The sequence below is a fragment of the Plantactinospora sp. DSM 117369 genome, from assembly GCF_053764795.1.
Genome location: NZ_CM132446.1, coordinates 3,222,629 through 3,235,384 on the forward strand (window position 1 = coordinate 3,222,629; position 12,756 = coordinate 3,235,384).

Sequence of the window (12,756 nt, forward strand, 5' to 3'; positions counted from 1 at the left end):
TACGCGTGGGAGAGCGCGAGCGTGCCCGCGGAGTACGGCTTCGCGGCCGGGGAGAGCGCGGTGACCGCGACGGCGCTTCGCTCGGTCGTGCACGTCGGGGCCCGGCACACCGGTGTACCGGGGCGACCCTCCCTGCCTCGTACCCGCGCCGGAAGGGTGACCCGCGCGGCGCGATGCTGCCGTACCGGCCTCCGGACAGTTGCGATCTTCGCTGCGTCGGGAGTACCGTGGGTGAATAATTCATCGTCCGTTGAATAAGGTGATCGCGGTGGACGAGCGTACGACCTGCGTCGTCGTCGGCGGTGGACCGGCTGGAATGGTGCTCGGGCTGCTGTTGGCCCGGGCCGGCGTCGACGTGACGGTGCTGGAGAAACACGGCGACTTCCTGCGCGACTTCCGGGGCGACACGGTGCACCCGTCCACCCTGCAACTCCTCGACGAACTGGGCCTCGGCGAGCGGTTCGCCGCCCTGCCGCAGAGCCGGCTGGACGAGGTCGCCTTCCCGGTGGCGCCGGGGCGGCAGGTCGTCATCGCCGACTTCCGCCGGCTGAAGACCCGGTACCGGTACGTCGCGATGGTGCCGCAGTGGGACCTGCTCAACCTGCTCGCCGAGGCGGGCGCGGCCGAGCCCTCCTTCACGCTGCGGATGAACACCGAGGTGACCGAGCTGATCCAGCAGGACGGCCGGGTCCTGGGCGTGCGCTACCGGGGGCCGGACGGCAGGACAGCTGAGCTGCGCGCCGAGTTGACCGTCGCCTGCGACGGCCGGTGGTCGCTCGCCCGGGCACAGGCCAACCTGCCGGTCCGGGAGTTTCCGGTGGAGATCGACGCCTGGTGGTTCCGGTTGCCCCGCGACCCACACGACGACCCGGCCGGGCTCACCCCCCGGGTCGGCCCCGGCCGGTTCGCCGTGGTCATCCCCCGGGAGGGTTACCTCCAGATCGCCTACATCGCCCGGAAGGGCAGCGACGCGCGGATCCGGGCCCAGGGGGTCGAACAGTTCCGCCGCGACATCGCGGAACTGGCTCCCGGCTTCGCCGACCGGGTCGACGCGATCACCTCGATGGACGAGGTCAAGCATCTCGACGTACGGCTGAACCGGCTCGACCGCTGGCATGTGCCCGGGCTGCTCTGCCTGGGGGACGCGGCGCACGCGATGTCGCCGGTCGGCGGGGTCGGGATCAACCTCGCCGTGCAGGACGCGGTCGCCGCCGCCACGCTGCTCGCCGAGCCGCTCCGGCGCGGCACGGTGACCGAGGCCGACCTGGCCGCCGTCCGGTCCCGGCGGCTGCTACCGACCATCCTGGTGCAGCGGTTGCAGCGGTTCCTGCACCGGAATCTGGTCACCCCGATCCTGGCCGGGCGCCGGGCCGGACCACCCCGGCCGGTGCTGGCCCTGCTCCGGCGGTTCCCGGTCGTGTCCATCGGCCCGGCCTACCTGATCGGCGTCGGCGTACGCCCCGAGCACGCGCCGCCGTTCGCCCGCCGGCCGCCGGCCCCGGTCGACACCGACGGAGAGGCCGGCTGAGCACGTCCACCGCCCCGCCCACTCTGGACGGAGCAGGGCGACCCGGCCCGGATGCGGCGTCTCAGTAGCCGCCCTTCCGCTATCCGGAAGACGTACTTCCCGGCCGACCGCGTGCTCGACATGCTCGGAGGAGAAGATCCCCCGCTTCTCCAGGGAGTCGCCATGACGGCTTTCGTACGCGACCAGTGGTATGTCGCCGCATACAGCCGGGAGGTCGGGCGGGAACTGCTCGGCCGCACCATCCTCGGCGAGCCGATCGTCTTCTACCGGACCGAGGGCGGCGAGGCGGTCGGACTCGCCGACCGGTGCGTGCACCGGCGCTTCCCGCTCTCCGAGAGCCGGCTCGACGGCGACACGATCGTCTGCGGATACCACGGCTTCACCTACGACCGCGGCGGTTCCTGCGTCTTCGTCCCCGGCCAGCAGCGGATCCCGCGTACCGCCAGGGTGCCGGCCTACCCGGTGGTGGAGCAGGACTCGTTCGTCTGGGTGTGGATCGGCGACAGGGCCGAGGCGGACCCCGGGCTGATCCCCCGGGCGCCCTGGCTGGCCGACCCGGACTACACCGCGGTGTGCGGGATGGAGCCGCTGGACGCCCGGTACATGCTGCTGGTCGACAACCTGATGGACCTCTCCCACGAGACCTACCTGCACGGCGGATACATCGGCACGCCGGAGGTCGCCGAGACGCCGATCCAGACCGAGGTCGACGAGGACTCCGGGACCGTCTACGTGAGCCGGCACATGGACGACGCCGCCTGCCCGCCGTTCTACTCGAAGTCGACCGGCATCGAGGGCCGGATCACCCGCTGGCAGGACATCGAGTACCACCCGCCGTGCCTCTACCTGCTGCACAGCCGGATCGCGCCGCAGGGCGGCTACCCGCCGGCCGAGGGCCCTGACGACCAGGCGTTCCACGTCGAGGTGGTGTACGCGATCACCCCGTCCACCGAGAACACCACGTACGACTTCTGGGCCGTCGCCCGGGACTTCGCCCTGGAGGACGAGGAGGTCTCCCGGTTCCTGTACTCCAGCAACCACACCGTGGTGATGCAGGACGTGACCGCGCTCAACCTCCTCGAACAGGTACTCGTCGCGGAGGCGGACGGCTACCAGGAACTCAGCATCAACATCGACACCGGTGGCCTGGCGGCCCGCCGCATCCTCAAGCGGATGGCCGAGCGGAGCCGGCCGGAGGGCGCGGTGCCGTCGTGACCGGGCGGAGCGGCGGTACCGCCGCTCCCAGCCGGATGCTCACCGGCCCCCGGGTGTACCGGGTCGAGTGGGTGCTCGGCACCGACCGGCTGCGCGGCTTCTGTTTCTGCGGCACCTCGTACGACGCCGAGGACCCGATCGCGCTGTGGGCCTGGCTGCTGGCGCACCCCGACAGCCACGGCGGGGACCGTCCGGTGGACCCCGAGCCGGTCGACGAACCGACCGGAGTCGACGAACCGACCGGAGTCGACGAACCGAACGGGATCGACGAACCGACCGGATCGGTCCGGGACCGCCAACCCGTCCCCGCCTGAGCCGGGCCCCCGCTGCCCGACCCCGACCGAATGGCCGAACCGATGCCCAGCGACACCGATCTCGGTTCCGACACCCCGATCATCACCGCCGACGGCCCGGTCGCGACCGCTGGCGGTGAGACCGAACTCGACCTGCTGCTGACCGCCAAGACCGTGGTGGCCGACGGTGTCGTCGTACTCCGGCTGCGGCATCCCGCCGGAGCGCCGCTGCCGTCCTGGGAACCCGGCGCCCACGTCGACCTGCTGCTCCGGCCGGACCTCGTCCGGCAGTACTCGCTCTGCGGAGATCCGGCGGACCGCACCGAGCTGCGGGTCGCGGTGCTGCGGGAGAGCGGCGGTCGGGGTGGTTCGGCGTACGTGCACGACGGGTTGCCGGTAGGCGCGACCGTACGCGTCCGGGGCCCGCGCAACCACTTCGCGCTGCTGCCCGCGCAGCGGTACCTCTTCATCGCCGGCGGGATCGGGATCACCCCGATCGTTCCGATGCTGGCGGCCGCGGAGGCGTCCGGTGCCGGCTGGCGGCTCGTGTACGGCGGCCGCTCCCGGGCCTCGATGGCGTTCCGCACCGAGCTGCGGGACCGGTACGGCGACCGGGTCTCGATCCGGCCGCAGGACGAGATCGGGCTGCTCGACCTGCCGGCACTGCTCGCCGAGCCCGATCCGGAACGGCTGGTCTACTGCTGCGGCCCGGAACCCCTGCTCGGTGCGGTCGAGGCGAACTGCCGGCACTGGCCGGCCGGGACGCTCCGGGTCGAGCGCTTCGCGCCGAAGACCTTCGACGAACCGGTCCGGCGGGAGTCGTTCGAGGTGGAACTCGCCCGATCCGGCCGGACCCTGGCGGTGCCACCGGACCGGTCCATCCTGCAGGTCGTCGGGGAGGCCGGTATCCCGGTGCTCTCCTCCTGCCAGGAGGGGACCTGCGGCACCTGCGAGACACCGGTGCTCGCCGGGATCCCGGAGCACCGGGACTCGCTGCTGACCGACGAGGAGCAGGCGGCCAACGACGTCATGATGATCTGTGTGTCCCGGTCCCGTACCCCGAAACTCGTGCTCGACCTCTGACCACCCGGGCCCCGGCCGGCAACGGCGGGCCACGGCGGCGGCGCGGGCCCGGTGTGCCGGCCGGGGATCGTCCCGGCGGCACGCCGGATCCCGGCCACGCGTCCGGCGAATACGCTGGCGGTAGCGGGTGTGTACGGCTTGGGGGTGGCGGTGTCGGACGGGACGCCGTCGGGGACGGGTTCGGGGACGGGTTCGGTGACGGTACGAGCGCTGCGGCTGCTCGAGGCGTTCACGCCGGACCACCGTGAACTGACCCTCACCGAGCTGGCCGGCCGGGCCGGGCTGCCGCTCACCACCACGCATCGGCTGGTCAACGACCTCGCCGGCTGGGGTGCGCTGGAACGGGGCGCGGACGGCCGCTACCGCATCGGGCTGCGGCTGTGGGAGATCGCCTCGCTCGCACCGCGCGGCCTCGGGCTCCGTGAGGCGGCGCTGCCGTTCCTGGAGGACCTGTTCCAGGTGACCCAGGAGAACGTCCAGCTCGCCGTCCGGGAGGGCCTTGAGGTGGTGTACGTCGAGCGGATCGCCGGGCACAGCGCGGTGCCGGTGCTGACCCGGGTCGGCGGGCGGTTCGCGATGCCGCCGACCGGCGTCGGCCTGGTGCTGCTGGCCCATGCCCCGACCGACGTGCAGGAGGCGGTGCTCGACGCGCCGTTGCAGCGGTTCACCGAGCGGACCATCACCTCCGCCCGGGAGCTGCGCCGGGTGCTCGCCGAGGTCCGGCGGACCGGGATCGCGATCAGCGACCGCCAGGTGACCATGGACGCGCTGTCGATCGGTGCCCCGGTGTACGGCCCGACCGGGGAGGTGGTGGCCGCGGTCTCGGTCGTGGTCCGGGCGCCGCGCCCGCAGCGCGCCGGACTGATCCCGGTCGTCCGGGCCGCCGCCCGAGGCATCTCCCGGGCGCTGCGCGCCCCCGCGCTGCCGGCCGTCCGGCCGGGCCGCCGCGACCCTGCGGCCGAGTAGCCGGCACGTCCGCCGGGTACGCCGCCGCGGCCCTGTCCGGAGCTTGTCTCTCGGGCGTCCGCGACCGGACCGGCGGACGGTCACGAGGTGGCGGCTCCCCGTCGACGGTGCCGTCCGGGACGCCCCGTCGACGGTCACGAGGTGGCGGCTCTCCGTCGACGGTGCAGTCCCGGGACGCCCCGGTCCCGCTCGCTCCGGGACGGGACGGCCAGCCGGGCGGCTGTGCGCCGGGTCGCCGGACGCACAGCCGCGCGGTCGTGCCGGAGCCGGTCGGTACGGTCCGACCAGCGGGCGGAACTCGTGCCGTCGGCGGAACCTAGGCGCCGACCAGGCCGACCCGCCGCTGGATCGGGTCGATGGCGTCGAGGCGGGCCTCAAGCCGGGTACCGACGTCCACCGGGCCGGCCTTCCAGAGCAGGCCGGGAACGCCCTCGACGGTCTCGACCAGGGCGCCGAACGGCAGCGTCCTGGTGACGGTCACCGCGACGGCGTCGCCAACGACGTGCCGACCCAGGAACTCGTCCCAGCCGGCAGGGGTGTTCGTCCGAGTCAATGTGATCACCTCCTCTCCTCACCCGGACCTCACGAGATCTGGGGGAGAGAGTGGCGGGCCGCGCGCCCGCGGCCGGATCACGCGGCCATCGGGTAACCCGTCTGCGCATGGCGCCGTGGCGCCGACCCGACCGTCACGGGAGTGATGCTACGACATCGGGGACGCCGCCCGGGTCGCCGTTCCGGCCGGGAGGTCCTGTTCAGGCGTAGAGTGGTGCGGTGCCGGGACAGCCGCCCGCATTCCAGTGGGACGAGACGCTCTACGCCGGCAGTGCGGACTACTACGCCGTCGGTCGGATGCCGTACCCGGCGGCGGTCGCCGACGCCCTGGCCACCGAACTCCGGCTCGACGGCCGTGGCCGGCTGCTCGACGTGGGCTGCGGACCCGGCTCGTTGACCCTGCTGCTGGCACCGCTCTTCTCGTCGGTGCTGGGGATCGACGCCGACCGGGACATGGTGCGGCGAGCCGAGCGGGCGGCCCGCGAGGCCGGCGTCGGCAACGTGCGGTGGCAGCGGTTGCGGGCCGAGGAATTGCCCGCGGGGCTCGGCACGTTCCGGGTCGTCACGTTCGCGCAGTCGTTCCACTGGCTCGACCGCCCCCGCGTCGCTCGCGCGATACGCCCGATGCTCGGCGCCGACGGGGTCTGGGTGCACGTGGGCGCCACCACCCACCGGGGGGTGGACGGCACCGACCCACTTCCGCTTCCCCGCCCGCCGCACGACGAGATCGACGCGCTGGTCGCCCGCTATCTCGGCCCGGTGCGCCGGGCCGGTCAGGGAGTGCTGCCCGGCGGCACGGCCGGTGGGGAGGAGGAGGTGATGCACGCCGCCGGCTACCGGGGCCCGCGCCGGTTGACCGTCGGTGGCGGCGTCGTGCGGGAGCGCACCGAGGACGAGGTGGTGGCCGCGGTCTTCTCGCTGTCGTACGCCGCGCCGCACCTCTTCGCCGACCGGCGGCCGGAGTTCGAACGGGATCTGCGCCGGCTGCTGCGTACGGCGGCACCGGCCGGGCGCTTCGCCGAGCGGGTCCGGGAGATCGAGCTGGTGCTGTGGCGGCCGTAGTCCCGGGTGGCCGGCGCGGCGCCAGTGCACTGAAGTGCTGACTTGTCCCACTTTCCGGTGTGGATTTGGCGACATCGAGGGACAGGACTACGGTCAAGGCCGGCTGATGCCGCGAAATGGGGCCAACACGACCGACGGGATCATGGTGACTGTCCTCAACTTTCGGCGTACCCGATCAGGTGTCCTGCTCGCCGTGACGTGCGCGGCGGCCCTGTCGCTCTCCACGGCCTGCGCGGGCCAGGGGGCCCAACGTCCCCAGTGGTCGGACGGTGTCCCGGCTGCCGATTCCTCGTCGGCGGCGCCCACCCCGACCGCCGCGAATCCGAGTCCCACCCCCACGCCGAGGCCCACGGCGGCCCGGACCACCCGGCCGCCGGCCAGCAGCGCGCCGCCCCGCCGGGCCCGCACCATGGGCGAGCAGACGACGGTGACGGTCAGGGTCACCGGCGGGTTCGGCCAGGCGCAGAACTTCACCGGCCTGCACCAGGAGGGCTGTGGCAACCCGAGTTTCGGGCTGGTGCAGGTCCGGGTGGGCGCGGCCGGCAACGTCTCGTCGGTGTCGTTCCGCTACCGGGTGAACACCGTGGTCCCGTTCGACGGCAGCGGATCCGCCCGGACCATCGGCAGCGACCGGGGGACCTGGCTGACCAGCCTCGGGCCGTTCCGGGCCGAACCGCGCAACTCGGCGGGCGGCACCATCGCCATCACGGCGACGGCGAAGTTCAAGGACGGCTCGACCCGTACCGCCCGGACCAGCACCTCGCTGAAGGGCTGCCAACGCTGACCCGGCACCCCCGGCCGACCTGCGCTGCCAGTGGGTTGACGTGAAGCGAGGTTGAACTTGCAACCTGGTGACCATGGCGGACATCACCATCGACGAGGCGTACGAGCGGCTCCGTGACACCGGCCCCGAACGTGACGGCACGCGATCAAGTTCGTCGACACGTACGCCCGCAGCGGTGACCCGACGCTTCCGGGCGTGGCCGCCGAGTCGATCCGGCCGCTGACCGAGGACTGAACCCGCTGCACCGCGCCCGGTGGCCCGCCACCTCGGCGTGGGCCACCGGGCGGGCGGATCCGGACCGGACTGGGGCATGATCGGAGCGATGTCCTTCGTCCTGCACGAGCCGGCCCGGCTCGACCTCTGCTACGACAGCCTGCACGGGTTGTCCGTCGGTGACGCGCTCGGCGCGCAGTTCTTCATGGTTGGCCGGTCGCCGGCCGACCTGGCCGCGGGTCGACCGCCGGCCGGCCCCTGGGAGTGGACCGACGACACCGAGATGGCCTGCTCGGTGGTGGCCGAACTCGCGGCGCACGGCGAGATCGGCCAGGACCGGCTCGCCGCCGCGTTCGCGGAGCGCTGCGAGCCGTACCGCGGCTACGGGGCGGGTGCGGTGGTGATCCTGCACCGGGTCCGGGACGGGGTGCCGTGGCGGGAAGCGGCCCGGGACGCGTTCGGCGGAGAGGGCTCCTGCGGCAACGGCGCCGCGATGCGGGTGGCTCCGCTCGGCGCCTACCACGCCGACCGGCCGCGTCGGGCCGCCGAGCAGGCGACCCGGTCCGCCGAGGTGACCCATGCCCACCCCGAGGGGATCGCCGGGGCCGTGCTGGTCGCGGTCGCCGCCGCGCACGCCGGAGCGGCCCGGCTCACCGGAGTACGCCCGTCCGCGCCCGAGTTCCTCGACCGGCTGGAGCCGTACCTGATCGACGGGCAGCTGCGCCGGGGCGTCGAGCGGGCCCGCCGACTGCTCACCGGCACTGCGGTGACGGTCGAGGAGGCGGCGTACGAACTGGGCAACGGCTCGCGGGTGACCGCCCAGGACACCGTCCCGTTCGCGCTCTGGGCCGCCGCGACCCACCTCGGCGACTATCCGGCCGCGATCACCGCGTGTGTGGCCGCCGGTGGGGACATCGACACCACCGGGGCGATCGTCGGCGGCGTGCTGGCCGCGTACACCGGGATCGGTGACCGACCCGACGCGGTCGGCGTGCCGGCGGACTGGTTGGCCGCCCGGGAGGCGCTGCCCGGCTGGGTCGGCCGGCCTCCGGACGACGGCCCTGTCGCCGGCCGGCGATAGCCGGGCGGGCGGTTGTCCCGGGACGGTCCGGCCGGTGGGGGCTCAGCGGGAACCGTTGCCGCCGTGTTCCTGGCCGGGCGCCCTGCCGGGTGGATCGGTCGGTGCATCCCTGCCCGGAGGCCGGTGCGGCTCGTTGGCGTCCGGCTCCGGGTCGGTGGCCAGCAGGCGTCGGCAGTAGTCGTCGACCTCGTCCCGACCACCGGCCGCCCGGATCAGGGCGGCGGAGGGCGGCCGGCCGGCTGAGGAGCCGTCCGGACCACCCCCGGTCAGGAAGGCCCGACACTGCGCCACGAGCGCCTGCGGCGGGGGAGTCTGCCCGGGCCGGCCGGACTCCGCCAGCGATGGCTCGGCGCCGGTCGGGGTGGCCCTCGGCGCCGGTCCGGTCGTCGGCGGCGCTGACGTCCGCACTGCCGGCGTGCCGGCATCGGCGCTCGGCGGCGTGCCGCCGGGTGGCCCGGCGGGACGCAGTGCGGGGATCTCCGCCGCCAGCGCCACGCCCGCGGTGAGCGTGGCGGCGGCCACGGCGATCCAGCCCAGGGCGCCGGCTGTGCGCCGGCGACGATCGGCAGGTGGATCGGCGGCGGTACCGGCCAGGGCCTCACGGGTCCCGGTCGTCCGGGGTGTCGCCGCCGAGGCCACGGTCCGGCCGTCGCGGGCCGCCCGGAACGCCGCCACCGCGGCGTCCTCGCCGTGCAGTTCTCCGGGGCGGGCCGGTGCCGCCGCGACGGCGAGTAGCTGGGCGAGCGGGTCCGGGACAGCGCCGTGCGCCTGCCGGGACCCGGCGGCGCCGGCCGCGACGGCGTCGAGTAGCCGCTCCGCCGCCTCCGGATCGGGCCGACCGCGTCGACGGAAAGCCATTCTCATCTCTCTCAGCGCCATCCCTGTCCAGCTTCGACATCCTCGCCGGACCGTACGTCGGCGACCTGCCCGTCCCCGCGTCCGGCGTCGACCGGCCGCACGGCACCGTCCTGCCCGTTCTGTGCCAGGACGCGGGCCAGCCGGCGCAGTCCCCGGTGGGCGGCGGTGCGGACCGCTCCCGGTCGTTTGCCGAGCACCCGCGCCGTGCTCTCGGCGTCCAACCCGATCACGGTACGCAGCAGCACCGCTTCGGCCTCGGTACGCGGCAGGGTGGCGATGAGTGCGACGGCGGTGTCGGTACCCAGCCCTTCATCGGCACTCGCGGCGGTGTCCTCGGCACCGGGCAGCTCGGCGAGCGCCTCGACCGGTACCGGCAGGGTCGGCCGGCGGCGCTGGTGGCGCAGGTGGTCCAGCGCCCGGTTGCGGGCGACCCGGGTGGCCCAGGCCCGGAAGCCGGGCCCGCCGGCGAACGTCGTCAGGTCGCGGGCGATCTGCAACCAGGTCTCCGATGCCACATCCTCGGCGTCCGGCCCGACCAGCACGGTCAGGTACCGCAGCAGTCCGGGCTGGAGTTCCCGGTAGAGCGTCCGGAACGCGTACTCGTCGCCCTGCTGCGCCGACTGGACCAGGGCGGTCAGCTCGGCCGGCACGGCTCAGCTCCGGTACGGGTCGCCCCGGCCCCGTCCGCCCGGGGTGCCGTCCGGACGTGATGACGGGATACCGGAGCGCTTTCCGCAGCGTCTCGTCGTACCGTGCGTTGTCGTCGGATCCCGATCCGCACCGGTCGTCCCCCGTCCACGTGATCGCCGTCCTACGCTAGGTGCGGGTTGACTCCGTAGGCAAGTCGTGGCCGCGCCGCAACGAGTGAGATATCTCCGCCGGCCGGCACGGTGCGTCCCGGTAACGCGATTCCATCCTCCGGCGCTGCCGCCGACCATTGAACCTTTTTCAACCTGAACCGCGCGGCGCTCGCGCACCGCGTCTGACCTTGCGGTCCACCGCACCGCAAGGGGAGGTTGAAAGGTTCATTCCGCGACCGCGGCGCCGAATTCCGGCCCGACGGCAACGGAGCGTTTGTCGCCGGTCGCGCTGTGTGGCGTGTCCCGCGAATTCCGGTGCGGCCCCCGGCTACCGCCGGCCCCGACGCTCGGTAGCCTCTGCGCTTCGACAACGGACCGCCAGGGGCGTCCGCGCCGTCTGGGCTACCGGGCGGACCTGGTGGGCGTCGGGAAGGCGCGGGAGGCGCGTCGACGACGGGAAGGGGAGACGGTGATGTGGCCGTTCCGTAAGAAGCAGGTCGCGGAGTCGCCGGAGCGTCCGGCCAGTACCGCGCCGCCGATCGACAAGGCCAAGGGCGACCCGGGGGCGGCGTGGCTGCGTGCCGCGCTGGAACAGCGGAACTGGATGGCCGCCCGCGACTTCCTCACCTCGGTGGAGCATCCCGACGACCGGGCGTTCTATCTGGGCGTCTGCGCGGACGTCGACGGGCTGCAGGACTGGATCGGAGAGTGGGTCGCCGCCGAGCCGCACTCCACCCTCCCGACGCTGGTACGCGGCTGCCACGCCGTCTACTGGGCCTGGGAGGCACGCGGCGCCGCCACCGCCGACCACACCAGCCAGAGTCAGTTCAAGGGCTTCTTCGACCGGTTGCGGATGGCCGAGAACTGCCTCGACGAGGTGGTGGACCGCGACCCCGACGACACCACCGCGTGGACCTTCCTGGTGACCGCCGCGCGAGGCCGTCAGGTCGGCCGGGAGGAGGCGATGCACCGCTTCGCGCAGGTGGTCCGCCGGCATCCCACGCACCTCGTGGCACACCAGCAGATGCTCCAGTTCCTCTGCCGGAAGTGGTTCGGCAGCACGGAGGAGATGTTCGACTTCGCGCGTACGGCGGCGGCCAAGGCGCCGGCCGGAAGCCTGCTGCCGGAGCTGGTCGTGGTGGCGCACATCGAGCACTGGCTGGACCTGCCCAGCGAGGAGAAGGACCCGTACATCATGAGCCCGCAGGTACGTGCCGAACTGCGAGCGGCGGCCGAGCAGTCGATCTGGCACCCGGAGTACCGGCGCCGGCCGGGCTGGCCCAGTCCGTTCAACTCATTCGCGCTCGCCTTCTCCTTCGCCGAGGACTATCCGGCGGCGGCCGCCGTCTTCGACGCGATCGGCGAGAACGTGACCGAGTGGCCGTGGTACTACTCCAGCGGCAGCGACCCCGCCGGTCGGTTCGCCACCTGGCGGGACATCGCCCTCGCCAACCGGCACGAGCCGCCCCGCTAGCCGTGTAACGGAAACGCCGCCGAAATCGCTGTCGCACTTCTCCCCGGAATTCGTTGCCCGACGCCTTCCGCTGGCCCGTCGGGCTGGCTATTCTCTGCCGGTCCAATCGATCATGAGTAAAGGAACAACCGAACATGTCCAACTTCACGGGGCCGGAACAGCGGTCGAAACGGTCGATAGCCACCTGGTTCCGTGGCCTCCGGCCGATCGGCAAGTTCCGGGTCGTCCTCTTCGGCATCGCGGTCCTGGTGGCGCCGTTCGCGATCTATCTCGGGCTCGACGAGCCGAATCAGGCCGAGGCGGGCGACTGCATGGCCGGCCAGACGGTCTCCGAGCTGCGTACGGTCGACTGTGCCGACAGCGGTGCGCAGTGGACGGTGCTCGCCCGGTTGGAGGGCAAGACCGAGGCCGACCACAACGACGCCGCGTGTGCGGCCCACCCGGAGACCGAGGCGTCGTTCTTCGAGGATGGGCGGCGGTTCCGTAAGGGCTTCATCCTCTGCCTCGGACCGGTCGGCAAGTGACCCCGCCGCCCGGCGGCTCCGGATCGAGCGAGCGGCGGCCTCCGGCTCGCTCGTCCGGGCCGCCGGGCGAGCGGCCCGGGCGAAGGTCAGGCGCGCGACTGCCGGCTCGCGGTTGGCCTGGTCGTATGTGAACAGCCCGGCGCGGGCAATGCGCGTGATCGCTCCGGCATATGAGATCGCGACGTCGATGTCTGGACCTTCCGAGCGTCGGCCCATAGGCTCCATGCGCGCGGGGTTGTGCACGCGACACTCGGCAATTGCCCTCGGCTCTTCGGGCGGTGCATCATGGGCTAACCGGTCCCGGCGTATCGAGCAGGTGATGG

General features: G+C 73.3%; 13 protein-coding genes. 10 read left to right on the forward strand and 3 right to left on the reverse strand.

What is annotated here, in order from left to right:
- Positions 1-268: 268 nt before the first annotated feature.
- The 5 genes from ACSMXO_RS14265 to ACSMXO_RS14285 all read left to right on the forward strand — a co-directional run bounded on the left by ACSMXO_RS14265 (position 269) and on the right by ACSMXO_RS14285 (position 5,085).
- Positions 269-1,528, forward strand: coding sequence for an FAD-dependent oxidoreductase (locus tag ACSMXO_RS14265; RefSeq protein ID WP_346261458.1), 1,260 nt, complete (start codon positions 269-271; stop codon positions 1,526-1,528).
- A 162-nt stretch (positions 1,529-1,690) separates the two neighbouring features.
- A complete protein-coding gene (locus ACSMXO_RS14270; RefSeq protein ID WP_455418102.1) occupies positions 1,691-2,743 on the forward strand; it encodes an aromatic ring-hydroxylating dioxygenase subunit alpha in 1,053 nt (350 codons plus the stop codon).
- A complete protein-coding gene (locus ACSMXO_RS14275; RefSeq protein ID WP_455418103.1) occupies positions 2,740-3,057 on the forward strand; it encodes a hypothetical protein in 318 nt (105 codons plus the stop codon). Before ACSMXO_RS14270 ends, ACSMXO_RS14275 begins: the two co-directional genes overlap by 4 nt.
- Before the next feature lie 30 nt (positions 3,058-3,087).
- A complete protein-coding gene (locus ACSMXO_RS14280) occupies positions 3,088-4,119 on the forward strand; it encodes a PDR/VanB family oxidoreductase (protein WP_455418104.1) in 1,032 nt (343 codons plus the stop codon).
- 195 nt (positions 4,120-4,314) lie between these two features.
- Positions 4,315-5,085 (forward strand): IclR family transcriptional regulator, encoded by a 771-nt coding sequence (locus ACSMXO_RS14285; protein ID WP_455418105.1) that lies wholly within the window; start codon positions 4,315-4,317, stop codon positions 5,083-5,085.
- Positions 5,086-5,401: 316 nt separating this feature from the next.
- Here the strand turns inward: ACSMXO_RS14285 and ACSMXO_RS14290 are convergent, their stop codons facing one another.
- Entirely contained in the window at positions 5,402-5,647 is a 246-nt protein-coding gene (locus ACSMXO_RS14290) for a hypothetical protein (protein WP_455418106.1), read from the reverse strand.
- A 209-nt stretch (positions 5,648-5,856) separates the two neighbouring features.
- Here ACSMXO_RS14290 and ACSMXO_RS14295 point away from each other — a divergent pair, with 209 nt between their 5' ends.
- The 3 genes from ACSMXO_RS14295 to ACSMXO_RS14305 all read left to right on the forward strand — a co-directional run bounded on the left by ACSMXO_RS14295 (position 5,857) and on the right by ACSMXO_RS14305 (position 8,777).
- A complete protein-coding gene (locus ACSMXO_RS14295; RefSeq protein ID WP_455418107.1) occupies positions 5,857-6,699 on the forward strand; it encodes a class I SAM-dependent methyltransferase in 843 nt (280 codons plus the stop codon).
- A gap of 142 nt (positions 6,700-6,841) precedes the next feature.
- Positions 6,842-7,483, forward strand: coding sequence for a hypothetical protein (locus ACSMXO_RS14300; protein ID WP_455418108.1), 642 nt, complete (start codon positions 6,842-6,844; stop codon positions 7,481-7,483).
- A gap of 322 nt (positions 7,484-7,805) precedes the next feature.
- Entirely contained in the window at positions 7,806-8,777 is a 972-nt protein-coding gene (locus tag ACSMXO_RS14305; RefSeq protein WP_455418109.1) for an ADP-ribosylglycohydrolase family protein, read from the forward strand.
- A 42-nt stretch (positions 8,778-8,819) separates the two neighbouring features.
- On the opposite strand, the gene ACSMXO_RS14310 is transcribed toward ACSMXO_RS14305, so the two are convergent.
- Positions 8,820-9,635: a hypothetical protein gene (locus ACSMXO_RS14310; protein WP_455418110.1), complete on the reverse strand. Its 816-nt coding sequence runs from the start codon at positions 9,633-9,635 to the stop codon at positions 8,820-8,822.
- A gap of 11 nt (positions 9,636-9,646) precedes the next feature.
- Positions 9,647-10,285 carry an RNA polymerase sigma factor gene (locus ACSMXO_RS14315; RefSeq protein WP_455418111.1) on the reverse strand — a complete coding sequence of 213 codons (639 nt, stop codon included), beginning with the start codon at positions 10,283-10,285 and terminating at the stop codon, positions 9,647-9,649.
- A gap of 622 nt (positions 10,286-10,907) precedes the next feature.
- On the opposite strand from ACSMXO_RS14315, the gene ACSMXO_RS14320 reads away from it, so the two are divergent.
- Positions 10,908-11,909 (forward strand): DUF4034 domain-containing protein, encoded by a 1,002-nt coding sequence (locus tag ACSMXO_RS14320; protein ID WP_455418112.1) that lies wholly within the window; start codon positions 10,908-10,910, stop codon positions 11,907-11,909.
- Positions 11,910-12,043: 134 nt separating this feature from the next.
- On the forward strand, positions 12,044-12,433 hold the full coding sequence (locus ACSMXO_RS14325; protein ID WP_455418113.1) for an LppU/SCO3897 family protein: 390 nt from the start codon (positions 12,044-12,046) through the stop codon (positions 12,431-12,433).
- The last annotated feature ends 323 nt before the right edge of the window (positions 12,434-12,756 follow it).